General features: G+C 35.8%; 25 protein-coding genes. 12 read left to right on the top strand and 13 right to left on the bottom strand.

Features of this window, described 5'->3' with window-relative positions; genetic code table 11:
* Positions 1–75: 75 nt before the first annotated feature.
* Positions 76–1,947 (bottom strand): vWA domain-containing protein, encoded by a 1,872-nt coding sequence (locus DCC35_RS17255; RefSeq protein WP_137091978.1) that lies wholly within the window; start codon positions 1,945–1,947, stop codon positions 76–78.
* Positions 1,948–2,067: 120 nt separating this feature from the next.
* Between DCC35_RS17255 and DCC35_RS17250 the strand changes: the two genes are divergently transcribed.
* The 3 genes from DCC35_RS17250 (at position 2,068) to DCC35_RS17240 (ending at position 5,496) form a co-directional block, all read left to right on the top strand.
* Positions 2,068–2,670 carry an RNA polymerase sigma factor gene (locus DCC35_RS17250; RefSeq protein ID WP_175402852.1) on the top strand — a complete coding sequence of 201 codons (603 nt, stop codon included), beginning with the start codon at positions 2,068–2,070 and terminating at the stop codon, positions 2,668–2,670.
* Entirely contained in the window at positions 2,660–3,994 is a 1,335-nt protein-coding gene (locus DCC35_RS17245) for a carboxypeptidase-like regulatory domain-containing protein (RefSeq protein WP_137091976.1), read from the top strand. The genes DCC35_RS17250 and DCC35_RS17245 overlap by 11 nt, the downstream gene beginning before the upstream one ends.
* A gap of 122 nt (positions 3,995–4,116) precedes the next feature.
* The gene (locus DCC35_RS17240; RefSeq protein WP_137091975.1) at positions 4,117–5,496 is read left to right on the top strand and encodes an alpha-amylase family glycosyl hydrolase; all 1,380 of its coding nucleotides are present in this window, start codon (positions 4,117–4,119) and stop codon (positions 5,494–5,496) included.
* Positions 5,497–5,542: 46 nt separating this feature from the next.
* On the opposite strand, the gene DCC35_RS17235 is transcribed toward DCC35_RS17240, so the two are convergent.
* Genes DCC35_RS17235 through DCC35_RS17225 form a run of 3 tightly spaced genes read right to left on the bottom strand, consistent with a single transcriptional unit; the run spans position 5,543 to position 9,295 of the window.
* Complete coding sequence (locus DCC35_RS17235) at positions 5,543–6,400, bottom strand: universal stress protein (RefSeq protein ID WP_137091974.1); 858 nt, start codon at positions 6,398–6,400, stop codon at positions 5,543–5,545.
* The gene (locus DCC35_RS17230; RefSeq protein ID WP_137091973.1) at positions 6,397–8,031 is read right to left on the bottom strand and encodes a BCCT family transporter; all 1,635 of its coding nucleotides are present in this window, start codon (positions 8,029–8,031) and stop codon (positions 6,397–6,399) included. The genes DCC35_RS17235 and DCC35_RS17230 overlap by 4 nt, the downstream gene beginning before the upstream one ends.
* Before the next feature lie 4 nt (positions 8,032–8,035).
* On the bottom strand, positions 8,036–9,295 hold the full coding sequence (locus tag DCC35_RS17225) for a hypothetical protein (protein WP_137091972.1): 1,260 nt from the start codon (positions 9,293–9,295) through the stop codon (positions 8,036–8,038).
* A gap of 205 nt (positions 9,296–9,500) precedes the next feature.
* On the opposite strand from DCC35_RS17225, the gene DCC35_RS17220 reads away from it, so the two are divergent.
* The 3 genes from DCC35_RS17220 (at position 9,501) to DCC35_RS17210 (ending at position 12,262) form a co-directional block, all read left to right on the top strand.
* On the top strand, positions 9,501–9,881 hold the full coding sequence (locus tag DCC35_RS17220) for a VOC family protein (protein ID WP_217495871.1): 381 nt from the start codon (positions 9,501–9,503) through the stop codon (positions 9,879–9,881).
* Positions 9,882–9,965: 84 nt separating this feature from the next.
* Positions 9,966–10,898: a DUF6624 domain-containing protein gene (locus DCC35_RS17215; protein ID WP_137091971.1), complete on the top strand. Its 933-nt coding sequence runs from the start codon at positions 9,966–9,968 to the stop codon at positions 10,896–10,898.
* Between the two features lie 164 nt (positions 10,899–11,062).
* Positions 11,063–12,262: a glycosyltransferase family 4 protein gene (locus tag DCC35_RS17210; RefSeq protein ID WP_137091970.1), complete on the top strand. Its 1,200-nt coding sequence runs from the start codon at positions 11,063–11,065 to the stop codon at positions 12,260–12,262.
* A 2-nt stretch (positions 12,263–12,264) separates the two neighbouring features.
* Here DCC35_RS17210 and DCC35_RS17205 read toward each other — a convergent pair whose 3' ends face one another.
* Both DCC35_RS17205 and DCC35_RS17200 read right to left on the bottom strand, forming a co-directional pair.
* A complete protein-coding gene (locus DCC35_RS17205; protein WP_137091969.1) occupies positions 12,265–12,945 on the bottom strand; it encodes a hypothetical protein in 681 nt (226 codons plus the stop codon).
* A gap of 32 nt (positions 12,946–12,977) precedes the next feature.
* Positions 12,978–14,165, bottom strand: coding sequence for an MFS transporter (locus DCC35_RS17200; RefSeq protein WP_137091968.1), 1,188 nt, complete (start codon positions 14,163–14,165; stop codon positions 12,978–12,980).
* Positions 14,166–14,188: 23 nt separating this feature from the next.
* On the opposite strand from DCC35_RS17200, the gene trxA reads away from it, so the two are divergent.
* Positions 14,189–14,539: a thioredoxin gene (trxA, locus tag DCC35_RS17195; RefSeq protein WP_394347741.1), complete on the top strand. Its 351-nt coding sequence runs from the start codon at positions 14,189–14,191 to the stop codon at positions 14,537–14,539.
* Positions 14,540–14,554: 15 nt separating this feature from the next.
* Here trxA and DCC35_RS17190 read toward each other — a convergent pair whose 3' ends face one another.
* From DCC35_RS17190 to DCC35_RS17180, 3 genes are all read right to left on the bottom strand, one after another.
* Positions 14,555–15,070, bottom strand: coding sequence for a hypothetical protein (locus DCC35_RS17190; RefSeq protein ID WP_137091966.1), 516 nt, complete (start codon positions 15,068–15,070; stop codon positions 14,555–14,557).
* 29 nt (positions 15,071–15,099) lie between these two features.
* Positions 15,100–16,179 (bottom strand): mechanosensitive ion channel family protein, encoded by a 1,080-nt coding sequence (locus DCC35_RS17185; RefSeq protein WP_137091965.1) that lies wholly within the window; start codon positions 16,177–16,179, stop codon positions 15,100–15,102.
* A 164-nt stretch (positions 16,180–16,343) separates the two neighbouring features.
* Positions 16,344–16,820: a Dps family protein gene (locus DCC35_RS17180; RefSeq protein ID WP_137091964.1), complete on the bottom strand. Its 477-nt coding sequence runs from the start codon at positions 16,818–16,820 to the stop codon at positions 16,344–16,346.
* 105 nt (positions 16,821–16,925) lie between these two features.
* On the opposite strand from DCC35_RS17180, the gene DCC35_RS17175 reads away from it, so the two are divergent.
* Positions 16,926–17,867, top strand: a complete 942-nt coding sequence (locus tag DCC35_RS17175; protein ID WP_175402851.1) for a hydrogen peroxide-inducible genes activator — start codon at positions 16,926–16,928, stop codon at positions 17,865–17,867.
* 2 nt (positions 17,868–17,869) lie between these two features.
* On the opposite strand, the gene DCC35_RS21610 is transcribed toward DCC35_RS17175, so the two are convergent.
* Entirely contained in the window at positions 17,870–19,729 is a 1,860-nt protein-coding gene (locus DCC35_RS21610) for a T9SS type A sorting domain-containing protein (RefSeq protein ID WP_137091963.1), read from the bottom strand.
* A 199-nt stretch (positions 19,730–19,928) separates the two neighbouring features.
* On the opposite strand from DCC35_RS21610, the gene DCC35_RS17165 reads away from it, so the two are divergent.
* From DCC35_RS17165 to DCC35_RS17150, 4 genes are read left to right on the top strand one after another with little or no spacing between them, the layout of a single operon-like run.
* Positions 19,929–20,657 carry a LiaF transmembrane domain-containing protein gene (locus DCC35_RS17165; protein ID WP_137091962.1) on the top strand — a complete coding sequence of 243 codons (729 nt, stop codon included), beginning with the start codon at positions 19,929–19,931 and terminating at the stop codon, positions 20,655–20,657.
* 6 nt (positions 20,658–20,663) lie between these two features.
* On the top strand, positions 20,664–21,701 hold the full coding sequence (locus DCC35_RS17160; RefSeq protein ID WP_137091961.1) for a sensor histidine kinase: 1,038 nt from the start codon (positions 20,664–20,666) through the stop codon (positions 21,699–21,701).
* Positions 21,701–22,444, top strand: coding sequence for a LytR/AlgR family response regulator transcription factor (locus DCC35_RS17155; protein ID WP_137091960.1), 744 nt, complete (start codon positions 21,701–21,703; stop codon positions 22,442–22,444). The genes DCC35_RS17160 and DCC35_RS17155 overlap by 1 nt, the downstream gene beginning before the upstream one ends.
* 10 nt (positions 22,445–22,454) lie before the next feature.
* Positions 22,455–22,868 carry a TrmH family RNA methyltransferase gene (locus DCC35_RS17150; protein WP_137091959.1) on the top strand — a complete coding sequence of 138 codons (414 nt, stop codon included), beginning with the start codon at positions 22,455–22,457 and terminating at the stop codon, positions 22,866–22,868.
* Positions 22,869–22,963: 95 nt separating this feature from the next.
* Here DCC35_RS17150 and DCC35_RS22155 read toward each other — a convergent pair whose 3' ends face one another.
* The 3 genes from DCC35_RS22155 to DCC35_RS17130 all read right to left on the bottom strand — a co-directional run bounded on the left by DCC35_RS22155 (position 22,964) and on the right by DCC35_RS17130 (position 24,931).
* Entirely contained in the window at positions 22,964–23,110 is a 147-nt protein-coding gene (locus tag DCC35_RS22155; protein ID WP_394347740.1) for a pirin-like C-terminal cupin domain-containing protein, read from the bottom strand.
* Positions 23,111–23,118: 8 nt separating this feature from the next.
* On the bottom strand, positions 23,119–23,745 hold the full coding sequence (locus tag DCC35_RS17135; protein ID WP_394347739.1) for a pirin family protein: 627 nt from the start codon (positions 23,743–23,745) through the stop codon (positions 23,119–23,121).
* A 277-nt stretch (positions 23,746–24,022) separates the two neighbouring features.
* Positions 24,023–24,931 carry an isoaspartyl peptidase/L-asparaginase family protein gene (locus DCC35_RS17130; protein WP_394347738.1) on the bottom strand — a complete coding sequence of 303 codons (909 nt, stop codon included), beginning with the start codon at positions 24,929–24,931 and terminating at the stop codon, positions 24,023–24,025.
* Positions 24,932–24,986: the final 55 nt, after the last annotated feature.

The following is a 24,986-nucleotide window of genomic DNA, read 5'->3' as shown; positions in this document are numbered from 1 at the left end:
TGATCTTACCTGAATTTACAAAAAAATAGGGCCATTCTTTCAAATGGCCCTATTTATAAAAGTTTATTATTAAAATCAATCCATCTTAGCCATATACTTAGATGACCGGACCATTTTTAGAAATTCGTGTCTGTAACCGAATTCGTCTTTTCCCAGGGATTCTTTAGCAATATTTACAACCATCTCGGGATTACTTTCTCCCATAAAATCACTTTCTCTTAACCATAATCCAAACGATGCTACAGCAGCAGAAAACCTGAAATCATCTGAGGTTTCTTCGAATGATCCCGGAGTTATATCGATGGCCTGAGTCATTAATATACTTTTAAATCCATTGGGCTTTTTATATCTGAATTTAACTGTAGCCCATTCATCAGAATATTTACGACCTTTAGATTTACCTTTTTGATATTTAAGATCATCGACTGACTTTAAAAAGTCATCGGCAGGCCCACCGATTGGAATGACCTGGTAAATAGCAGTTACTGAATGACCTGAACCTAATTCGCCGGCGTCTTTTTTATCATCATTGAAATCTTCAGCATTTAATTTCCGGTTTTCATATCCGATCAAACGATAACCGGCTACTTTTTCCGGGTTGAACTCTATCTGGATCTTTACATCTTTGGCGATAGTGAACATCGTACCCCCGAATTCATTGACAAATACCTTTTTAGCTTCAGAAATATTATCGATATAGGCATAATTACCATTTCCTTTATCAGCAAGGATTTCCATTTTATCATCTTTATAATTACCCATCCCAAAACCTAAAGTAGTTAAGAAAACCCCTGATTTTCTTTTTTCAACAATTAGATTTTCAAGAAAACCATTACTGCTCTGACCGACATTAAAGTCTCCATCAGTAGCCAGGATAATGCGGTTATTTCCGTCTTCAATAAAGTTTTCTTCAGCGATTTTATAAGCAAGTTTTATTCCAGCCCCACCTGCAGTGGATCCACCGGCATTTAAATTATCCAGGGCTTTAATAATTTGTTCTTTATCAGATCCTGAAGTAGAAGGTAGTACCATGCCGGCAGCACCTGCATAAACCACGATCGCAACTCTGTCCTCGGGACGTAGTTCTTCCACTAACATTTTAAACGCACTTTTTAGCAATGGTAGTTTGTTAGTTTGGCCCATAGAACCACTCACATCAATCAGGAAAACCAGGTTGGATGCCGGGATATTTTCTTTAGGGATTCTTTTTCCCTGTAATCCTACGTGAAGTAAATAATGACCTTCCTGCCATGGGCAATCAGCTATTTCTGTATTTATACTAAAGGGATGCTCATCAGTAGGTTCTTTGTAATCATAATTGAAATAATTGATCATCTCTTCAATTCTGACGGCATCTGTTGGTGGTTTAAGTCCATTATTTAAATATCGTCTGACATTGCTGTATGAAGCCGCATCAACATCAATACTGAATGTAGACAGAGGTTGGTCTTCAGGTTTATGAAATTGGTTTTCATTGATTACAGCATAATCTTCTGTATTGTGGTTGGTATAATGATCATTTTGTATAACATAACTTTGCTGCGGGTTTACCCCTGATGCAACTCCGCGGATTCTTATACTGGAATTACTTACTTTTCTTTCTTCATCCATTTCTACAGCCATTCCAGTAACGACCACCTCATTAAGTTTACTCACATCTTGTTTTAAGGTAATATTTATCTCATTTCTACCCTTTACTTTAACTTCCTGAGTTTTATATCCTACAGAAGAAAATGTTAAAATTGCTTGTTGAGCAGGTAATGTGATTTCATAGGCACCGGAAATATCGGTGACTGTTCCGTTAGTAGTTCCTTTTTCTACTACGTTTACCCCGGGTATGCCCTCGCCACTTTGATCAGTGACTACTCCCTTTACTTTATGTGTCTTCTCGATATTAAAGGCAAGTAAAAATATTACTGCGCTTAAGATTGGAAAAATTCGTTTCATGACTTTTAGCTTTTAGTGTTCATAGCCATGATGCAGAGGTTGGAATTATTCCATAAAAAAAGTTTTATTTTTTTTGATTTCGCCTAAAAAGGTTCAATTTTTGAGAGTTATTTTTTGATCTTGTTTCTAAAACGCAAAAACATATCGTCACTTTCAGACCAGGAGATTATTGAAAAATTCAATATAAAACCTGATCATCAATATATATCAATACTTTACGACAGGTATATCGATAAAGCCTATGGTGTAGCTCTTAAATATCTTAAGAACAGGGAATATGCCAAGGATATTGTGATGGAGGTCTATGCTCAACTAGAAGAAGATCTCGCGAAATATGAGATCAATAATTTTTCTTCCTGGCTATATGTTAAAGTAAAAAATGCTTCCTTAATGCGGGTAAGGAGAGAAAAGCCTCAATTATTCGTAAATGGTGAAAAAAAGGATCTTGCATTTATGGAATTATCGGATAATGGGCATCATGATATTGAAGAGAAGATTCGACTCGAGGATAATCTGGAACAATTAAAGTTGTGCATAGAAAAACTGAAAGCAGAACAGAAAACATGTGTCGAAATGTTTTTTCTACAGGAAAAAAGCTACAGTCTAATAGAAAAAGAACTGAAAATAAAATTGAAAAAAGTAAAAAGTTATATTCAAAACGGTAAGAGAAATTTAAAAATATGTATGGAAACTGCTTTACGCAGTAAGAATCATGCGCATTGATTTTAAAACCATATTGAAATACCTCAGAGGAGAACTGAGTTCAAAAGAGGAGCATAAAATAGAGCGTGAAGCACTGGATGATCCTTTCTTGTCTGATGCTATTGAAGGCTATGAAAGTTTTAATACAGAAGAAGTTGAATCTGATGTAAGAGAACTTAAAGGTAATCTGACTGATCATTCTTCGGGTATACCCTGGTTTTCTATTGCAGCATCATTAATAATTGTAACCATAGCAGGAGTTTCAGTTTGGTATTATTCTCAGTCTGAAACTGAAAAGATTGCTTTTGAAAATAAAGAAGTAAAGGAACTAACACAAAAGCCGGAAGAGCCAGCCATTGTTTTAGATTCGACAGTTTCTATATCTCAAGAAAGCAAAGAAACGAATTCCGAAGAGGAAATTGCTTACTCTGAACCATCACAAACAGAGGATATAAATCAGGAAGAAAATGATTTTTCTATAGAAAATGAGGAGGAAAAGATATCAAAAACACCTGATTTAGAACTACAGGAAATGATGGTGAATGATGAAGAAATACCTGAAGAAGAGGTCGATTTGAATATCGAATTGTCAGAAAATGTTGCGGGTGTTGAATTACAGGATAATAATCTCAAAAAACAAAAAAGTTATAGTTTAAGGCCTTCAGCAATATTCAGGGAAGAGTCTGTCGATATTTCTGAAAATGAAGTTGATACTAGAAACAACCAGAAATCAAGTGAGAATTCTAAAATAAAAAGTGTACGAGGGAAAGTTGTAGGAGAAGATGGTGAAGGTATTCCGGGTGTTAATGTAGTAATCCAGGGATCAGCAGAAGGAACTGTAACTGATATTCAGGGTAATTTCACCCTTTTCTTAGATTCAATAGATTCACAATTGTTAATTTCTACGGTAGGATATGTTTCTCAAAATATTGATCTTGAGAAGGATAATAATTTCATAAATGTCATGCTTTCAGAGGATGTTTCTGAATTAAGTGAAGTAGTAGTGACAGGTTATGGAACTAGTCGTGAAGAAGAATTTTATGAACCTGAAATCATATTACCAAGACCAGAGGGAGGATATCGTGCATTAAGAAATTATGTGAAAGAAAATCAATTATTTCCAGAAGGATCTGAAGTAGATAAAGCTGTTGTTAAACTCATTGTTTCAATTACTGAAAAAGGTGAACTTGGAAATATTGAAGTAGAAAAGACCGACGGTGATGAGTTTACTCAAGAGGCAATCAGGTTATTGAAAAACGGACCAGCCTGGAGTTCCGGAACCGTTGACGGAAACCCTCAGGAAATGGACGTTAAAGTGCGTATCAAACTTAAAAAACTAGATTAATCACCTCCATTCCAGTCTTTTTTTGCCATATTTCCCTCATTTTTTTGAACTGCAGTATACTTAAAAGGAAAAATTGGTAAAAAATATTATATTCCTTCTCTTCAAATATAACCTAAGTAAACATGAAGAGATTATTTTATTTATTTTCCGGACTTTCACTATTTATAGCTTCCTGTAATAGTGAAACACAAACCCAGTCTGATCAGAATATCAATAATGATGTAGAAGAAGAGAAAATCGAATCTTCTTATCCTGAAAAAGCAGCTTCAGATATTATCTATGAAGTGAATATAAGGCAGCATACACCCGAAGGAACTATCAAAGCCTTTATGGATGATATGGACAGGCTCCATAAAATGGGAGTCGATATGCTTTGGATAATGCCCGTGCAGCCAATCGGTGTTAAAAACAGAAAGGGAGAACTTGGAAGTTATTACTCAATTCAGGATTATAAGACTGTAAATCCGGAGTTTGGTACTATGGGTGATTTTAAAGCATTGGTTGACAAAGCCCATGAAATGAACATGAAAGTTATTTTGGATTGGGTACCCAATCATACTGCATGGGATCATCCATGGATCACAGAACATCCGGAGTTTTATTCACAAAATGAAAAAGGTGAAATTGTATATGAAGCTGACTGGACTGATATCGCATTACTTGATCATACGAATCCGGAGACCAGAAAAGCGATGATCGAAGAAATGAAGTATTGGGTGTCAGAAACTGATCTCGATGGTTTCAGGTGTGATCATCCTATTCACGATATACCAATGTATTTTTGGGAGGAAGCAACTAAAGAAATCGATCAGATGAAAGATCTTTTCTGGCTGGCAGAAGTTGATGAACCACGTGCCCATCTTGAATTTGATGCGACCTATGCCTGGGGTTTGCTTGGAGTGACCAACGAAGTTGGAGAAGGGAAGAAACCAGGAAAAGAAATAGCTGAATATATAGAAAATGATCAGGAGAGATATGGAAGGAAACCATTCAGGCTGACTATGACGACAAATCATGATGTGAATTCATGGGAAGGAACAGTGTTTGAAAGATATGGTGAAGGATATAAAACATTTGCTGCTATGACTTTTACAGCATATGGAGTTCCCATGTTATATAGTGGACAAGAATCTGGTTTGGATAAAAGATTAAAGTTTTTTGATAAGGATACAATAAACTGGTCTGATGAAAATAATTACGAGGAATTTTTCACAAAATTAATCGAAATTCACACTGAAAACAAAGCTCTACATGCAGGTGAATTTGGAGGCATTACAATTCACATAAACGACGATGAAGAGGTTTATGCGTTTAAGCGTGAGAAAAATGGAAACCAGGTAATCGGAATATTTAATTTCTCAGAAAAGCCCCAGGTGATGAATTTAACTGACGCATCGGTAGCTGGTAATTATAGTGATGAATTTACAGGAAAAGAAGTTAGTCTAACTGTAGATCAACCATTGAATCTACAGCCCTGGGAATATTTGATACTTGTAAAATAAATTACCTTAAAAATTTGTATAAGCCGTTCATATTGAACGGCTTTTTTTATTCGACAAGCAGCACTGGTATATCTTTATCTGTTTGAATCATTTTAGCTGCTACTGAACCGATCAGGTCTTCATCATCATCGGTATTTCCTTTTTTACCCATTACTATCAAGTCGATTTGATTCGTTTTGCAATAATCATATAGGACTTTGGAGATAGATTTATCTTCACCATAGATAAGCACCTTATGTACATCATATCCTTTTAACTGCTTCTCACAAAAAGAGTCTAGTTTTTTGGATGATTTCTTTTCAATTTCTTTAATGAGTTTTTCCGATTTTTTACCAAAAAAAGGAAAATAGGAAGGAGGTATCCTGAAAACGTGAAGAACATATACTTCATCCGGTTTAAATCCTTCAAAATCATCGAGAAGCTTTGCTGCTATTTTTGAGTGTTTAGAAAATTCTGTCGGGATGAGAATTTTTTGGAGATCGAGTTTGGTAGATTCTGTTACAAATAGAATTGGTTTTTCTATCATCCTTGAAAGTTTCGCAGAAAAGGCTCCTGTTCCTGTATGAATAGTTTTTTTACCTAAAACAAATAAGGAATAATCGCTATTATTTAATTTATTTAGCAGATCTTCTTTTCCTCCTTTGTCGTGCACGATCGTTTCGCAGATGTCAGTTGGGAGATTATATTCTGCAGCCATTTCATTTAATTCTTCCTCGATGAGCTTTTTTATTGGTCTGTCAGGATGATTATAAAATGATTCCATACTATAAGCATGTTCCTGGATTTCTACATAATGACATAGACCAATTTTGCTTACTTTCATTTTTTTGGTAATCCGATATGCACTTTGCATTATGGATATATCCATCTCACTGAGGTCTAAAAATAATAGTAGCTGAGTCATGGCTTAGTTGTTTTTTGATTCAGATTCTTCCTGTTCCTGATGTATTTTTTTCTTTTATTGATCAGTTTTTCAATTCGCTCACTGTATTTTTTAATATCAGTTTCCTTATCCATTTGAATGGATTTCGCATATTCTTTTTTAAGACCTTTCAATAAACTGACCATCATCAATATCAATACAAAGGTGAAGGGGAGTCCAGTCGTGATTGCTGCTGTTTGTAAAGCTCCCAGTCCTCCACCGATTAATAAAACGGCTGCTACAGTTCCTTCAGATACTGCCCAGAAAATTCGCTGTCCAACCGGAGCGTCCAGTTTTCCTCCGGCAGTTATACTGTCAATTACCAGCGATCCTGAATCCGAAGAAGTTACAAAGAAATTTATTACCAGAATGACTCCCACCGCTGAGGCAATTTCTGCGAGAGGAAATTGTTCGAGTAGTACAAATAAAGAAGTCGAAACATTGTCCATTACACTTTCGCTAATTATTCCTGGATTAGCCATTTCAACCCAGATACCAGTTCCTCCAAATGCAGTCATCCATAAAAAGGTTAATAACGACGGAACTATTAATACACCCATAATGAATTCTCTAACTGTCCTGCCTTTTGATACGCGAGCGATGAACATTCCAACGAATGGAGACCAGCTAATCCACCATGCCCAATAAAATACAGTCCAGCTATTTTGCCATCCTGCAGAATCGGTAGGTTGATAGGCTTCTGTCCAGGTACTCAGGAAAAAGAATTTCTGGAAGTAATGCCCCAGGTTTTCCATATAGCTGTCTAGTATAAACAAGGTTGGACCAACAACAATAATGAATATTAAAAAGACTGCACCTATTCGAATATTTAATTCACTTAGGAATTTAACTCCCTTATCTATTCCTAATACAACCGATCCTGTAGCGATTAAAGTAATTACACCAATCAGTATTACTTGCGTAACGACTGTGTCGGGGATGTCGAAAAGATAATTCATTCCCGAACTAACCTGTTGTACTCCAAAACCCAGAGAAGTGGCTAAACCAAATAATGTAGCAATAACTGCAATAACATCAATAACATCGCCAATAGGACCATAGATTTTATCCTTAAGCATAGGATAAAATACTGAACGGATAGTTAGTGGTAGTTTTCTGGAAAATGCAAAAAAGGCAAGGGCTAATCCCACCAGTGCATAGATGCCCCATGCATGTAACCCCCAATGCAGAAAGCTGAATGACATAGCTTGTTCTGCAAGTTCCGATTGACTTCCCTGTTCTATAGGAGGTTGGGTATAGTGAAACATCGGTTCGGCTACACCCCAAAATATAATTCCAATACCCATTCCAGCACTAAAGAGCATAGCAAACCAGGCTCCTGTACTAAATTCAGGCTGGCAGTCATCACCACCGATTTTTATCTTTCCGTATTTACTAAATCCAATAACAATACAAAAGATTAAAAATGAATTAGTAGCTAGCACCAAAAACCAACCGGCGTAATCTGATATTCCATTTTGAATGTTGTCGAATACCTTTTCCATTGGTTCACCGACAATCAGTGTTACCACAATAAAAATGACGATTAATATTGAAGCAGGCCAGAAAACTGGTCCGTGTACATCGAAATACTTGTTCTTTCCCTTTCCCATATTCTTAAAAATAAAATCCAATATTTATATTAAACCGCGTATTGATCGAGGGATCTTCATCTAATTGATTTACTTGCGAATTTTCATCGAGATCCCCTGGTAATACTCCAGGTGATTCGCCACGCCCTGTGCTTAAAGCAGATCCGCCAAAAGCATTACTTAACCATGGCTGATTGATACCCGATGCAATATCGAAGTAGGTGTATATATATCCTGCTGTAACAAGGAAGCCCAGTACATTATGATGTGAGTCAACAAATGAAAAGGTATTTCCATCTATTTCTATTGTGCCTTTTTTAGACATATAGCTGTAGTCCTCATAAAATGTGAGTGATTGGATCGGTCCCCATTCAACAGGTAAATTATATGATAGTCCAATAGATAGAATTGTTGCTTCTTTCGCTGCCCGATAAGTGCCAAATCCATAAGCACCAAGGTTAATATAGTCTACTTGTTCAGTTCCCTCATCATTCAGGATGTCTGTATAGTTATAATAGGTACCTTGAAGTTTTATATTCATCCTTTCATTTATATCGATGGAAGAATGAGCTGCAAATGCATAGTGAGGTGTGCTTTCATCAGCATTGGAATTGTAGATTTGTCCTATCTCAAATGATAATCCGCCTGTTATCGAATTAGTCAGGTCAGTCTCAAGCCAAAGGTTTAATTGATTTCTTTCCTTATTACCATTATAACCATCTTCTGGAATTACATCATAAGAATATCTTGCTGACATATAATTACCAAATGCAGGGTCTGATTGGCCTCTGGGCTCCGCCATAATATAATATGCTGCTTTCCAGCGGAAATTACCGGATGCGGATACATGAGAATATTTTATCCCTGTATCGTAGTCATCTTCCAGACCGACATAATATGGTAACTGAAACCACCATGAGTTTCCAAGATATGGAAGCATTCCAAATGGCTTTTGGGTGATGCCAAGTTCTATATTGCTATTTTCGCTGAATTCATAAGTTAGGTAACCCATTTTAAGAAAATGACAATTAAAGCCCGGATATACCCTGTATTCGAAATCAAAGCCTACTCCTTTCGCCTTACCGTGAACTTCAAAGCGAACTACATCCCAGAATATTCCATTTCTGTTTTCAGTTGGCAGACTAAAGGTCTCGCCTTCATAGATAGTAAACATGGTGTTAAATCTTACCGCTCCTCCAAGATTTATATAGGTGGTGTCTTTATATTGGCTGAATACCAGTGTTGGTAAGGAAATGAAGAGAATAAGAAAATACAGTTGCTTCATATAAATATTACTTATTTACACTAAACTGATAATGATGGGGCAATAAAAGAACTATTATTATTTGAGGTATATATAATAACTAATGCTTATTTATAAGTTAGGATAAATAAGGGAGATATCACAGTTAGTTAGCATTATATATTTTGGACAGGCTACTTTCCCGGATTTTTTCCGGGTATTTTATTAAATTCAATAATAAAAAATCATGTCACCATCACCAATGCCACCATCGTTAATCAGCTGGTTTGAAATTCCTGTAGATGATCTGGAAAGAGCCAAAAAGTTTTATGATACAATTTTTGACATCAATATTGATATTCAGGATTTCGGAGAGTTTAAAATGGGCATTTTCCCTTTTGATCAGGTAGGAGGAGCCCTTGTAAAAAATGAATATTATAAAACCGGTAAGCAAGGCCCAATGATTTATTTAAATGCCAATCCTGATCTTAAAACTGTTCAGGAAAGGATTGAAGGAGCCGGGGGCACAATTATGATCCATAAAAGACAAATTTCTCCTGAACATGGATATATGGCAGTTTTTTCTGATACAGAAGGAAATAGATTGGCTCTCCATTCTGATAAATAAACTATAAGTTAAGTTTTTTAACTTAAACATTAGTTATTTCCAGAAAAAGTGTTTTAGTTTAACTAGAATTAAAAATATTTAACCATGAAAAATCTTCTAACTCTGATTATTTTATCATTCATTGCCAATCCCGTCTTTTCTCAATCTTTTGATGAATTAATTTCTCAAGCCGGTGAAAAATACGATAATGAAGAGTATGTGCAATCGGCCAATTTATATGAAAAAGCTCTAAGTAAAAAGTCAGGAACAGCAAGTCAAAATTACAATGCTGCCTGTAGCTTTGCTTTAGCAGGTAATGAAGAAAGAGCTTTTTATTACCTTGAAAAGTCTACTGATGCTGGATATAAAGCAATAGACTGGATGAAAAGGGATAAGGATTTAACATCTTTGCACGATAATGAGAATTGGGAAAAGATCGTAGATAAAGTACTTGCGAATAAGGCGGAATATGAAAAAGATTTTGATAAGGAATTACAGGCACAACTTGAACGAATTTATGTTGAAGATCAAACTTTAAGACATCTTTTAGGTCCTGCGGAGGAGAAATTTGGTCGAGGCTCAGAAAATATGGCTTATATATGGGGATTGATGAGTAAAGAGGACGATAGACTCTTAAAGGAAGTCGTTTCTATTATCGAAAAGCATGGCTGGGTCGGTCGAAGTGAAGTAGGAGGTAAGGCTAATGCAGCACTATGGTTAGTTATTCAACATGCTCCGTTAGAAGTTCAGGAGAAATATATTCCTTTGCTTGAGGAGTCTGTAAAAAAAGGAGAGTCTTCGGGTAGTCACCTGGCCTTATTAGTCGATCGCATTGAGATGCGAAATGGTCGCCCACAAATATATGGTTCACAAATAACCTCAGATTCTGAAACCGGGGAAAGCAGGGTTTACGATTTAGTTGACCCTCAAAATGTAAATTCAAGAAGAGCAGAGGTAGGATTAGGTCCCTTAGAGGAATATGCAAGGCGTTTTGGTGTTGAATGGAGCCCTTCAAAAACAACTAGTTCGTTTGATTAAATTAATAGGATAGAATCAAACAATATTATTTATGATAATTCCCAGGCAAAGTCCTTAAAATTATAACTGTCTCTAAATATCAATGAAAAATTAATCCTCGATTTGGTTTACATTTCGGGGATTTTTATTTCTATTCAGTAAATTGAGCTCTTAAAAAGTCAGTGATGAGTAAAAAAGTTGGTGTTGTAGTTGATAACGATTTTGATCATGATATCAGGGTTACAAAAGAAGTGAATATTTTAAAAGAAGCTGGATATGATGTTCATGTTCTTTGTTTCGGTTTTGAAGGTTCCGACTATGATTCACATGAAGGATTGACCGTTGACCGGATAAACATTTCCAGGAAAAGGAAAAACCGGCTTTACTTTTTTAACGTGAGATTTCCTTTTTACAGAATTTTATGGAAAAAAAATATAAAAGAATTCATTGTACGACATGATCTGGATATTATTCACGTTCATGATCTGTATCTTTCAAAGCCTGCAAAAAAAGCAATAACCAATTGTGGTAAACGAGTACCTTTAATTCTTGATCTCCATGAAAATTATCCTTTTGCAATTTTATCATATAATTGGACTAAAGGATGGCTCAGAAACTTTTTGGCAAATCCGAAGAAATGGAAAGCGTGGGAATTCGATTATTTAATTGCAGCTGACAAAATTATTGTTCTTGCCGAACATTTTAAAGAACAATTGATCGATGAGTATCCGAAGTTGAATGCAAAAGAATTTATAGTATATCCAAATGTTATTGATATAAAGAAATTTGATCAATACCCGGTTGACCATTCAAAGAGCAGACCCTTTAAAGGTTTGACTTTACTATATTTTGGAATAATAGCTGAAAGAAGAGGAGTATTTGATACTGTTAAGGCTTTAGAAAAAGTCAACTCAAAGGGTCATGATGTAAACCTATTGATTATAGGTCCGGTGGATAAAGCAGACCAGGATTTGTTTCAAGAGATTTTGAATACTTCCAGTTCAAAGAAGTCTATAAAATATATTCCGTGGATCGAATTATCTGAATTAACTACTTATTTAAACCTTATTGATGTTTGTATCTCACCTATTCATAAAAATCCACAACATGAATCCGGTGTTGCAAATAAGGTGTTTCAATACATGTATGGAAGAAAACCCCTTATAGTATCAGATAGCAGACCACAAATGGAATTGGTAAAAAAACATAATTGTGGGTTGTCTTTCTCTAATATAGATGAGTTAGTTGAATCAATTGAATATCTTTTAAAGAACCCAGTTACAAGAGAAGAATTGGGTGATAATGCATACCATGCACTAATCCACCATTACGCTACTGAATCTCAAAATAGAAAATTGTTGAATTTATATGATAGTCTATCCTGACTTTATAAAATGATTACCCCAATACTAATTTCGAAGCCTGTATAATCCAGTATAGCATCTTCATAATTCACATCTACTGTTTGCAATGGTTCGCCTGAATTTCCTCCTTTGTAATTACCTGTAATCGGCATATTCGCTCCACCCAGGTAATAAATAAACTCTAGAGAAATACCGTATTTATTGTTTGGATAAAAGACAAGCTCCGGGCCTCCATGGAATCCCCATCCTGGTTTTTTCTTAAAATCGAGATCACTATTTGCTACTTCCCAATTTTCGTGAGATCGTATCGCCCGATCGAAATTTCCCGTGTTTAATTTTTGCCAGATATTAAAAAAACCAAAGACACCTCCTTTAATATTATAGTCAAATTTATTTGATTGAAATGATAAAAATAATTCTACCGGAACCATCACTGTGAAAGATGGGCCAGATAACGGTTTGCTGCTCTCCAGAGGAAGATCAGTAATTTGCATCCCGCTCATCAGGTAAAGTGAACCACCTGTTTGAATTGCAAGATAATCGTTCAGGTCAACTCCAATACCTCTGATGGAAAACGGACTTACCGGGACTGATGGATATCCATCCTTAGGAAAGAAATATGAAAATGAAACTGCCACGTTTTGTGCTTTCACCGTGGATGACATGATTACCAGGCAGAAAAGAGCGAAAATCAAATTCTTCATAAAAAAAATATTTTTTCGAAGTTAATAAATATTCACGACTCAGTTTCTTTTATGATCATCTTCCGTTCTCTACGATAAAAGTACCATGCACATATAACAGCTAATAGAGCTATAATTCCACCTGTCCAAAATGTATCTTTAAAATTAGAAGGCATATTGTCATAAATTTCTCCTGAAATAAATGCACCCGATCCAATTCCTATTTCAAGTGCAATAAATACAGTAGCCAGTGCTCTTCCTCTGTGACGATCATCAGCCAGGTCAATAGTCCATGCAAATATCGTTGGCGAATTTATACCAGCTGCAAAACCAAATATTACTGCTGCGGTATACAGTAATGTTAGATTAGTACTCAGGCCTATCAGGAACATAGTGAAACTAAGCATTGCTATACCGGTAATTAATACCGGCAAACGACCATATATATCAGATAACTTCCCTGCGACAAACCTCATTACAATTGAAGAACTCATGAAGATCCCAAAAAATATCCCTTTATTTTCGAGCCCAAGATATTCACTAAAGTCTGGCATTATAGTAAGGACCACGCCAAATGAAAAGACAGATAGCATCATTGTTAATGCTGCAGGTACTGCTCGCGGTTCAAAAATATCTTTGAAATTAATTTTCAACAGTGAAAATCTGAATTTCCGTTTCTCTTCAAGGGTTTCTTTCATTCCTACAAGTACCAATATTGAAGCTAAAGCTAATATGGAACTTGTATAAAACATGACGTTGATTGAAAAGGTATTGGTTATCCAGCTGGATACTGTGTTGCCCATTGCCATGCCTAATCCACCAAACATTCCAAGGATCCCCATAGCTTCACCTCTCCGGTGGTCAGGACTAATATCAGCTACATAAGCCGAAGTTGCAGTTGGCTTAAAACCTGTTGACATTCCATGTACCAGCCTTAAAATCAAAAGGCCAATTACTGAAGTGATTTCAGCATAAATAAATCCAACTATTACGCAAACAAATACACCGTAGATCATAATTGGAATACGGCCGATTGTGTCGGTAAGCTTTCCGCTAAACGGACGACTTAGGCCTGCAGTAACTGTAAATAGGCCGATTATCCAACCGAGGTATTCCTCACCACCTAAATTTTTCAGGTAAGCTGGTAATTCGGGTATGATCAGATTAAAACTTGCAAAAAATAAAAAGGAACTTAAACAAAGTAGCCAGAATTGACGTGTATATAGTTGTTTCTTTTGCATGCAGATCGTGTGGCACTAAAAAGATAAACAACGAAAATTTAAATAAGAGGTTTAATAATCAGAGAAATAAAATGGCAAGTTTTAAGGATTTAGTAAATCAGGATGTACCCGTTTTAATAGATTTTCATGCTTCATGGTGCGGGCCATGTAAAATGATGTCACCTATTATTGATGAAGCAGCAAAGCAATTCAAAGGGAAAGCCAAAATATTAAAAATTGATGTTGACAAAAATCAGGAGTTAGCTGAGAAACTTCAGATAAGAGGGGTGCCGACAATTATGCTGTTTAAGAATGGGGAATTGAAATGGAGAGAATCCGGAGTAGTGCAATTACCTGAAATTGCAGCTAAAATAGCTGAGAATATATCTGCTTAAAAAAAATATTATTTGTTATTCAAATCTGACAAGGGCGTTTTTTATAACGCCTTTTGTTATATAAACAGGTTCTGAACGGTTGTCGCAAACTTTTCCCTCAAAAAAACCGTCGATAGTTTGAGTTTCTTTATTGTAGGAAGTTATAGTCAGACTGAATTGTCTGTCATTACAGGATTGAGAAGACATGCACGCAATATTATTTTCATCATTGCATAGTCCCATTCTGGAAACGCCGAAATCTTCACCGTAGACATATTTACCGATCAGGTCATCTGTATGAAAAAACATAAAAAGGTTCTGATATCCCGGTTGATTTTTCTCTTTGATAAATGTATAGGCATTAAAATAAACCTCCATAAACCCTTTGCTATTTGGGTTTACAGTAATATCCACGTCTGAAGCATTGCTTTCTATTAATTTCTCATCGAGATAATAACTTACCGATCCGGTGTTTTCCTTAAATATATTGTCTTTGCATCCTGAGATCAGCACTATCACAAATGATAATAAAAATAATTCCTTTCTGCACATGACTTTAATTTACTAAATATGATTCTTTTTTAGTCCTGATTATCAGGTTTTTTTAATTCAACTCGTGTGCGAGGTAAATGTTCAGGGAATTTGTCCTGAATAAACTTAATTATTTCTTCACGGACTTTAACTCTCAGATCCCATAATACAGGAGAATTGATGGCGCTCATCATAAATCTTAATTCAACAGTATCAGAAGTCGCATTAGTAACTTGAAGGTTTTGAACCCTCCCGTCCCATAATTGCTGTTTATGAATTAATTCTTCGTAAAACTTTCTAAGTTCTTCTATTGGGATTTTGTAATCTGTATAGACATAAACAGTCCCCAGTAAATCTGCTGATGTTTTAGTCCAGTTCTGGAATGGTTTTTCTAAGAAATAAGGAGTAGGTAGTATTACCCTCCGTTGATCCCACACTTTGACCACAACATAGGTGAGGTTTATTTCTTCCACCCATCCCCATTCACCCTCAACAATCACTACATCATCAAGTTTAATCGGTTGAGTAATGGCAATCTGTACACCCGCTAAAAAGGACCCAATTACCTTTTGAGCAGCAAAACCAATGATTATACCTCCAATTCCTGCAGAAGCAAAAAGACTGACACCTAATTCTCTTACCTGATCGAAAGTCATCAAAGAAGCAGCAAAAGCGAGAAATAAGATTATAAAAGTTAATACTCGTTGTGCTACCTGGATTTGTGTAAAGGCTTTTCTAGCACGGTAATTGTCTGAATCTGAAACATCAAATTTCGTTACCATGATCATTTTAATTACCGCGACAATTTGAATCAATAGCCAGGCGATAGAAAAAATCAATAGTACATTTAATACAGGTTTTATATATGAAAGAAATTCAAATTCTTTCTGATAGGTTGCAATTGGAACTTGAGCCCCGAGGATCATCAAAACCAGTACAAATGGATATTTGATCTTCTGCGCTATTTTTTTTCCTGAGATATTCCTCTTCTTATTCGAAATTTTACTGATTATCTTAATAATTATAAAATAAATCATTACCCCAATAAAAGATGCCAGGGCAATTTTTAGTCCTATCGAAAGACCTGGTGTATTTTGTATAGCTTTATCGATTTGAAGCGCAAGATTCATACTCTTCAATTTAATTTTTCTTTAATAAATTAATGGAATTTCATGTTCTCGGGAAGTCCTGTAATTTACTATATTGAATTGTCTTGTGCTATGATAAAAAGCTAAAATAAAAAAGCGTGATCTTACGACCACGCCCGATTTTCAAGCTTAAATTTTTGATTTAATTATCTTAGCCACGATTTGAGCATCCATGCTGTTTTCTCTTGATTGGCTATGTAATCACTCAACAAAGTGATAGTACCTTCATCTTCAGCATCCTGTGCAATGTTCATTATATTTCTTTGTTTTGAAAGGATGATCTGGAACCCATTTAGGGTTATCTCAACAGCTTCCCGACCATGCTCAATATTTCTTGCTTCTCGAATTTCCGACATGTTTGTATAGTCTGAAAGAGTATGTACTGGTTGTCCGTCTAGTGTGAGTATTCTTTCAGCTATTTCATCTATTTTTTCCCTGACATCTTTATAGAGCTCTTCGAATTTTTCATGTAATTCAAAGAAATTTTCTCCTTTTATGTTCCAGTGGAAACCTCTTAGATTTTGATAGAATATTTGGTAATCAGCGAGAAGATCATTAAGAGAATGATTTAGTTTTTCTGACTTATCTTTTTCTAATCCTATAAAATTTAATGTGCTGTTCATATTCTTCCTTTTTTATTGATACAAAATTGGGGTAATAGGTTTTATAAATCAAATCGATAATATTTATATTATGATAGATGATATCTATTTTATATTTTTGTGATTATGATATCCTTAGTTCAATTAGAATATATTCTTGCAGTAGATACTTATCGTCATTTTGCAAAGGCCGCGGAAAAGTGTCATGTAACTCAGCCAACTTTAAGTATGCAGCTTCGCAAGCTGGAAGAGCAGTTAGATGTAAAAATCTTTGATCGAACAAAACAACCTGTTATGCCTACTGAGGCAGGAAAAGTAATTATTGAACAGGCGAGGAATATTATAAGGGAGAGGGATAAGTTATCTTCAATAGTAGAAGAGTTTAAAGGTACAATTTCGGGTAAATTGCGAGTTGGGATAATTCCTTCTCTGGCTCCATATTTGGTTCCCATGTTTGTTGGTCATATCGCCAAGACCTATCCATTGCTTGAATTAGAAATTCAAGAGCTTGTTACCGAAGAAATAGTAAACAAGCTTAAAACAGATGAACTGGATACGGGTATATTAGTGACCCCATTAAAAGAGCCTGGTATAAAAGAACGGCCTCTCTTTTATGAAGAAATAAAAGCTTACGTTAATCCTGGTCACGATCTGAGCAAGAAGAAAACTTTGTCGGTAAACGATCTTGCCTCACCTAATATTTGGGTGTTAAGCCAGGGGCATTGTTTCAGGCATCAGGTTTTAAATTTATGTGCTTTCAAGCAGGAAAGCACAGCTGAACTGCCCTTTAAATACGAAAGCGGATCTCTTGAAACACTTAAAAAACTAGTAGAGAAAGAAGGTGGATTTACTCTTCTACCCGAACTGGCAGTAAATGAGTTTAATGATAAGGAAAAAGCTTTGCTGAAAGAATTTGGAGGGGTTAATCCTCTTCGGGAAGTTAGTCTGGTTGTGGTTCGGAATTTTGCCAAGGAACGATTGATTAGCTTGCTGGAGGCAAATATAAAGAACCACGTACCACAAGTGATGTTATCAAAAGATAGGGGACAGGTAGTCGAATGGAGATAATTTTATTTAATTATTAGCTTACGAATTATTTTTTCCTTTTCTGTATTAATTATTAAACTATATACACCGGCTGCATATTGAATGACAGGAAATGAATGAACACCATTGCTGAGCTTGATTTCAGGTGTGACTATAGAACCGGTAGAAGAAATCAATTGAATATTATTTATTTCCTGGTTATTTAACAGCTTTATATAAGCGATATTTTTAGCCGGATTAGGATAAATTATCGAATGATTGTTTGGGGAGAGGTTTACTGATACTATTGGTGAATATTCAAAATCTCCGTCAAAATCAATTTGCTTCAGTCTGTAATACGATTTTCCTAACACTGGATTATCATCTGAAGTAGAATAATATAATATTTCATTTGAATCACCTGCCCCTTGAACTTCAGTGACAGGCATCCAGGTTGAACCATCTATTGATCTTTGTACTATAAATTTTTCATTATTTATTTCAGTGGCCGTGGCCCATTTCAGGTTCACAATTAGTTCTGATTGATTAATCCTGGCTTCAAAAGAAATTAATTCCACAGGAAGAGGACTACCTGCACCTACCATTATACCATCATAGTTGTTTCCACCAGCATCTGAAGCGGTTGAGGAACAAGAGAAATTATTACATCCTGCGAGGCCTATCATCGTATACGATATTATTTCAGGTGGATGAGCTGCTGAATACATAATTACCCCCTGACTTCCACCTCCACCTCCGCCATGAGCATTGGAATGATTTACATTTCCTCCATTTCCTCCATTCGCTGTAATATCTGCTCCTGAAGCACCAAGAATATTGTATGTATTTACATCTATAAATATGCTTCCAGCTGCGCCCCCACCACCTGCTCCATCATTACCTGAATCTGAAGCAGTCTCACCATTAGCCGAAATTAATCTTCTGTCATTTCCCACAGTTTTCAGTGTCTGAGCCTGAAGAATGATAATTCCACCTCCATTACCTCCATTAGAATTCACATTATTATTACCTTCACCAGCACCTCCGCCCCCTCCAAGGAACATTCTGGAGGAACTTATAAAGGACGATAAACTTAATCCTCCTATACCTCCAGCAGTTGAACCATTGCAATTCCAACCGGCACCACCGTCTCCACCGATATCGAAGTTTCCTCCGCCACCACCGCCACCGTTGTGTTCATTTCCACCACCGCCACCGGTAAGGATTTTGCCTCGTCCATATAGATAGTTACTATCATCAATTTTATAAATTCCTTCTCCCTTACCTGCATACCGATCATCTGATGATGAGAAATGCTCAGCATCGTCACAATTCCCGGATATCGTATTATTATCCCTGGCTCCACCTCTGAAACCTTTACCATCCATAATAATATCATGATTTAACGTTAAAACGCCACTAACGCGGACAGCTACAACACCGCCTGTTTTTCCATCCCAGGCTTTAGAGGTTATGTCAGCACTGGTAGAATAATTGTTGCCAAGATCAGGGAATGAAACTATCTGAACAGAACAGTTACTGCAGATATTAAAACTGTTGCTGATATTATCTACTGTTATTGAATTCGGGATTCCTGATGCCTCATTAATTGCTGTAATTTCAACCATCTCGGTCAATCCGGCTGATCTTATATCACCCAGATCTCCAAAATTTGTATTATTTCCTGTCTCTCCAATTACATCATCTTGCATCTGCATAATCAGGATTTTTTCCCCGACTTCGAAACTGTCAAATGTTTCATCGACCTCTGATACAGTAATATTATTTCCTGAAAGAGAGGTTACTGCTGCAAATGCATTTACTTGTTGAGCAATTACAATATTGTCTTGCAAAAGATATATGGCGATTAATAATATAATAGCCCTGCTAAAAAATAATTTCATAAGTTGTGGTGCCTTAAAAAATGACTATTGTACTAATAGAAGTTTAATTACTGAAAAAATAATAAAATATCCAAATAGTACAACTTTTTGATGGATTTGGAACGTGTATCCATTCACCCTGCTAAAAAGTCGCTTTACCGATTTAGTCTGTGATAAATAATAATACTCACTTACCTTCAAAACTATAAATCACAAGATTATGAAAAATAGGAAAGCATACGTCGGCATTGTATTATTACTAATAGGTATAGCCTATTTATTAAGAAACTTAGGAATAGATATTCTTCCCAGGGAGTTTTTTGGTTGGGAGATGATATTTATTGCCATCGGTACAGTTTTATTAATTGGAGAAAGAAATAAAACCCCCGGAGTAATATTCCTTGCTATAGGAGGTATTAGTCTTTTAAATGACCTGATTGACTTTCCACGCATAAGCTGGGCAGTTCTTTGGCCGACAATCCTGATTATAATCGGTGCATCGATATTTTTGCGTCACGCAGGTATAATTACTGGTGGAAAAAAAAAGTTGAGTGATGACGAACCTTCTCCGGATGAAATTGACGATCTGTCATTTTTTGGTGGAGGTGAGAGATATTACGATAGCGAATCGTTTAAGGGTGGAAAGATGACAGCAATTTTTGGTGGCTCGGATATTGATCTAACCAATGCAAAACTGGGGCCAGGTACAAATGAATTAAATGTATTTGTAATGTTCGGTGGTATTGATCTGGCAGTTCCGTCACATTGGATAATTAAAAATGATCTTTCAGCGGCATTTGGAGGATATAGTGATAAAAGAATTAGAACAGATGGTTATATTGTAAGCGAAACGGGTGAAGAAGAAAGGCCAGTGTTGAAACTTACAGGGACAGTGTTATTTGGTGGCATGGAGATAAGATCTTATCCGAAAAGACCCAGAACAGTGTAAATACAAATGTCTGAAAAACTAAAATCATCCTCAGGATTACTTATAATTTATATTTTAATCGGGCTTTTGCTCTCTTACGTTGAACTAAAAGTTCTTGGAGGGCAAAAGTCCGTTATTTATACGTCAAATATTAGTTTTTTTATCTTTGCATCAATTTTATTCCTGCCCATTCCTCAAATTATCAATTTCTTAAATCCGGGATTTCAAAAATTATTTCAGTTGATAATCTCTTATTTGATTCTGACTATAATGATAATTTTTGGCGCCCACATGGGGTCCAGAGGAATAAGTTTTTTAATTACAGGAGAACCAGTCCCTTTTATTAATGAATCATTATACCTTAAACTATTAGTTTCTGTACCAGCTTTTATCGGTACTCTTATATATTTTTATAGTACCTATTATTATAAAGCCTTCAGGGAACAAATTATGGCTGAAGCTGATTGGAAAGCCCAAAAGAATGAGGTTGAATTAAATCTACTTAAGGCCAGGTTAAATCCTCATTTCTTATTCAATGCCTTGAATTCATTAGCAGCTTTAAGTATTACCGATAATCGTAAAATGCCTGAATATCTGGGAAAATTGTCTGCTTTTCTTCGGACTATTTTATCTAAGAGAACTGAAAAGATTGTTTTCCTCGAAGATGAATTAGAACAAATCCGGAGGTATATATCATTAGAAAAGCTGCGTTTTGGAGATCGGCTTGAATGGATAGAGGATCTGGAATATAACCGTGGAGAAGTTAAAATACCGGTTTTTATTTTTCAGCCTTTAATTGAAAATGCCATTAAACATGGGGTAAATGAAAGTAGCAAGCCAATATTGATCACATTCAAAGGCAGGGTAAGCGAAGGAATGTTTAAAGCGGCTATTTCAAATGATGTAGGAGAAATGCCAGGACATAAAAAAGGTACGGGTTGGGGACTGGAAAATGTCAGGAAGCAATTAAATTTAATTTACGGCAGAAAAGACTTGTTGAACATTTCAAAAGGAGATGGTAAATTCACCGTTAATCTTTATTTTCCATTGGACGAACAATATTAATGATTAAAGTACTTATTGTAGAAGATGAAAAACCGGCAACTGATATTCTTAAATATTATCTTGATAATTATGATGATATTGAATTGATTGGTGCTGTATCAGATGGATTCAGTGGTATTAAAAGTATTAAAGATTTAAATCCGGACCTGGTTTTTCTGGATATCCATATGCCACGGCTTAATGGACTTGAGATGCTGGAGTTGTTAGATGAACCACCCCAGGTAATCTTTATTACAGCTTATGATCAATACGCTGTGAAAGCATTTGAATTGGAGGCTATTGATTATCTACTAAAACCAATCGAAGAGGAAAGATTATCTTCTGCTATCGAAAGAGCGCGAAATAAAATTAATTCAGGAGAAAAAGCCGATTATTCAAAGCTTTCTAAAAGGATGATCGGAGATGAAAATGAATTTCTTAACCGAATAGCTGTTAAACAGGGTAGCAAAGTTCATGTTTTTCCTATTGAAGAAATTATCTGTTTTACTGCTGATGACGATTATGTTAATATTATTCATTCTTCGGGTAAATTTTTAAAACAAACGACTCTAAAATACCTTGAGGGAGTTTTACCGCCTGATCAGTTTTATCGCATACATCGTTCGAGCCTTGTAAATGCTGATTTTATTGAGCGAATTGAACCATTGGAGAAGCAACAGTATGTCCTTATCACTAAGAATGGAGAGAGATTAGGTGTTTCAAAAAATGGTTATAGTTTGTTAAGAGAAAAATTAGGATTGTAACAGAGAGGTTTTGAAACAGCTTAATCACCAGGAAACACCAATTAAAAATCACGATAATCAAATCGTATTAATATGCGATGATGTTGAAAACGCTGATAACATTGGTATGATCCTTAGAGTTGCGGATGGATTCGGGGTTCAAAAGGTGATGTTTAAATCTGAAACAAAAGAACTATCTAAGAAATCTAAGAGAGTATCAAGATCAGCATATGAAAGGATAGAATTCGAATTCCTTTCTTCATTAGGTCAGCATATAAATGATTACAAAGAAGCCGGTTATCATATCGTTGCTGTCGAATTGACGAATGAAAGTATCGATCTCAGAAAATTTGATTGTGGAGCAATGGATAAAATTGTAATTATAATCGGAAACGAATCGAGGGGGTATCTGCAGATATTCTGGCATTATGTGATGAGGCAGTGATGATTCCTCTTTTTGGTAAAGGTTCTTCTCTAAATGTTGTTAATGCATTATCGGTCAGTTTATTTGAGATTATCAGGCAGAAGTCTTCAAACTGATCACATTCTTCCCATTTGCCCGGTTTCAAAATCTCTTATTGCTTCCATAATTTCAATTTCCCTATTCATAACAAACGGACCATGGGCTACCACTTTTTCTTTCCATTGTTCAGCTGAAAGCAGTAGGATTTTACCTGATTCTAAAATAGAGATTTTTATTTTTCCTTTTTCCGGTTCGAAATAGACCAGATCCCAGGCTCGATAAAATCATTTCCGATTCTTGATACACCTTCTAGCTGGTAAACGATTACCTGGTGTTTGTGAGGCAAATCAAAGCACAAATGTTCTCCTTTTACACTTTCGATGGTGAATATATTGATGTCAGAAGTACGCCTTTCAGGTCCGACAATACTTCTGTAATTTCCGGAAATAAGCTTTACCTCTGATTCTCTTCCTTGGAAAGGAACTTTAGGTAGTTGATTTCTGGTTAGAGGAAGATATGAGGGTTCACTTAGCTTGTCCTCTTCCCTGAGGTTTATCCAAAGTTGAATTAGCTGGAAATCGCAATATTTTTTTCCGGATTCTTTAAGCGCTTCTTTTTCACTGTGAATAATACCTTTACCGGCAGTAATCCATTGAACTCCTCCTTCTTCAATGACTTCCTCATTACCAAGACTGTCTTTATGTTCCACAGCACCTTCGAAAACAAGTGAAACTGGACAGAACCCCCTGTGAGGATGTGGGGGACATAAAGCAATGGATGATCTCCGGAATGCCTGTCTATTTTTAAATGGTGTAATAACAAAAAAGGGTTGGCGTGATCCATTCCAGGTTGAGGGAATGCCTGTAGAATGGGATGATTGCCAACACGAGTTTTTAATGCGCTAACTTTATATTCAATAGACCGTTCCTTTTCCATGTTAATTTTGGCTCAGCATCTAATATAATTAAACTTGTTTATACAATTGAATTGTAAATAAACCTTTAAGTTATTGAGGCTAGAATTTAATCATACTGCTTTTCAATTTTATTAGTTAGTATAACAAACGTGAAATAATAGAAAAGGTGGTCTGATTTAGGTGTTTTATTAAAAAAGGTACCTTTTAGATGGCATTTTGGTCAGTTATCTTTATAAATCATGGTTTTTATCTCTTCTCCTTCTTTTACCATTCCCCTGTACATACCTTCGGAATTGAATGAAAAAACTATATTACCTGAAGAGTCTATACCTATAACTCCTCCTTCACCTCCAAACCGTGTCATTTTTTCGATGATCACCTCATCTGCAGCCTTTTGTAAGGAAACGTTCTTGTATTTCATGGTCGCTGCAATATCATATGCCGTTACAGCTCTGAGGAAGAATTCTCCATACCCTGTGCAACTTATAGCACATGTTTCATTATCTGCGTAAACACCACTGCCTATAACAGGGCTATCACCAATACGTCCGTATTTTTTATTTGTGAGTCCCCCGGTACTTGTTGCTCCTGCAATGGTTCCATATTTATCGATCGCTACAGCACCAACAGTACCAAATTTTTTATCACTGTCATGATCGAGTTTCATCGAGCCCTCGTTTTTTATACTCTTGAGCTGATTATATCTGAACTCTGAAAAGAAATAATCATTACTTACGAGACTGAATCCTTTTTTTTCTGCATACTCTTCTGCTCCTTCTCCAGCCAGAAAAACAAATTCCGGATCATCCATGATCACCCTTGACAATTTTATGGGATTTTTTATATGTTTTACACTACAGATCGCTCCGGCATTGAGTGTCTTACCATCCATAATAGAAGCTTCGAGTTCATGATCTTCATTATTTGTGAAGACAGATCCTTTCCCTGCATTAAACAGTTCACTATCTTCCATGCTCGCAACAGCTTCTGTTACTGCATCACTTGCTGAGCCTCCTTTTTCTAAAATTTTTTCACCAGCCTTAAGTGCAGTTTCAAGTGCAGATCTATATCCTTTTTCTTTTTCGCTGGTCATATGCTCTTTGAGAATAGTGCCAGCACCCCCGTGAATAGCAAGGGCATATCTTGTATTTTTGACATTTTCGAGTCTTAATTGTTAGTAATAA

The sequence above is a fragment of the Mangrovivirga cuniculi genome, from assembly GCF_005166025.1.
Lineage (GTDB): Bacteria > Bacteroidota > Bacteroidia > Cytophagales > Cyclobacteriaceae > Mangrovivirga > Mangrovivirga cuniculi.
This window is presented reverse-complemented; position numbering and strand designations above follow the sequence as displayed.

What these genes read in the sequence shown, in the direction of transcription:
- DCC35_RS21610 (WP_137091963.1), bottom strand. Translation starts at nt 19,729, where the DNA reads ATGAAATTATTTTTTAGCAGGGCTATTATATTATTAATCGCCATATAT.
- DCC35_RS17180 (WP_137091964.1), bottom strand. Translation starts at nt 16,820, where the DNA reads ATGAACAGCACATTAAATTTTATAGGATTAGAAAAAGATAAGTCAGAA.
- DCC35_RS17205 (WP_137091969.1), bottom strand. Translation starts at nt 12,945, where the DNA reads ATGAAGAATTTGATTTTCGCTCTTTTCTGCCTGGTAATCATGTCATCC.
- DCC35_RS17210 (WP_137091970.1), top strand. Translation starts at nt 11,063, where the DNA reads ATGAGTAAAAAAGTTGGTGTTGTAGTTGATAACGATTTTGATCATGAT.
- DCC35_RS17190 (WP_137091966.1), bottom strand. Translation starts at nt 15,070, where the DNA reads ATGTGCAGAAAGGAATTATTTTTATTATCATTTGTGATAGTGCTGATC.
- DCC35_RS17175 (WP_175402851.1), top strand. Translation starts at nt 16,926, where the DNA reads ATGATATCCTTAGTTCAATTAGAATATATTCTTGCAGTAGATACTTAT.
- DCC35_RS17155 (WP_137091960.1), top strand. Translation starts at nt 21,701, where the DNA reads ATGATTAAAGTACTTATTGTAGAAGATGAAAAACCGGCAACTGATATT.
- DCC35_RS17185 (WP_137091965.1), bottom strand. Translation starts at nt 16,179, where the DNA reads ATGAATCTTGCGCTTCAAATCGATAAAGCTATACAAAATACACCAGGT.
- DCC35_RS17165 (WP_137091962.1), top strand. Translation starts at nt 19,929, where the DNA reads ATGAAAAATAGGAAAGCATACGTCGGCATTGTATTATTACTAATAGGT.
- DCC35_RS17245 (WP_137091976.1), top strand. Translation starts at nt 2,660, where the DNA reads ATGCGCATTGATTTTAAAACCATATTGAAATACCTCAGAGGAGAACTG.
- DCC35_RS17230 (WP_137091973.1), bottom strand. Translation starts at nt 8,031, where the DNA reads ATGGGAAAGGGAAAGAACAAGTATTTCGATGTACACGGACCAGTTTTC.
- DCC35_RS17240 (WP_137091975.1), top strand. Translation starts at nt 4,117, where the DNA reads ATGAAGAGATTATTTTATTTATTTTCCGGACTTTCACTATTTATAGCT.
- DCC35_RS17255 (WP_137091978.1), bottom strand. Translation starts at nt 1,947, where the DNA reads ATGAAACGAATTTTTCCAATCTTAAGCGCAGTAATATTTTTACTTGCC.
- DCC35_RS17200 (WP_137091968.1), bottom strand. Translation starts at nt 14,165, where the DNA reads ATGCAAAAGAAACAACTATATACACGTCAATTCTGGCTACTTTGTTTA.
- DCC35_RS17220 (WP_217495871.1), top strand. Translation starts at nt 9,501, where the DNA reads ATGTCACCATCACCAATGCCACCATCGTTAATCAGCTGGTTTGAAATT.
- DCC35_RS17225 (WP_137091972.1), bottom strand. Translation starts at nt 9,295, where the DNA reads ATGAAGCAACTGTATTTTCTTATTCTCTTCATTTCCTTACCAACACTG.
- DCC35_RS17160 (WP_137091961.1), top strand. Translation starts at nt 20,664, where the DNA reads ATGTCTGAAAAACTAAAATCATCCTCAGGATTACTTATAATTTATATT.
- DCC35_RS17215 (WP_137091971.1), top strand. Translation starts at nt 9,966, where the DNA reads ATGAAAAATCTTCTAACTCTGATTATTTTATCATTCATTGCCAATCCC.
- DCC35_RS17235 (WP_137091974.1), bottom strand. Translation starts at nt 6,400, where the DNA reads ATGACTCAGCTACTATTATTTTTAGACCTCAGTGAGATGGATATATCC.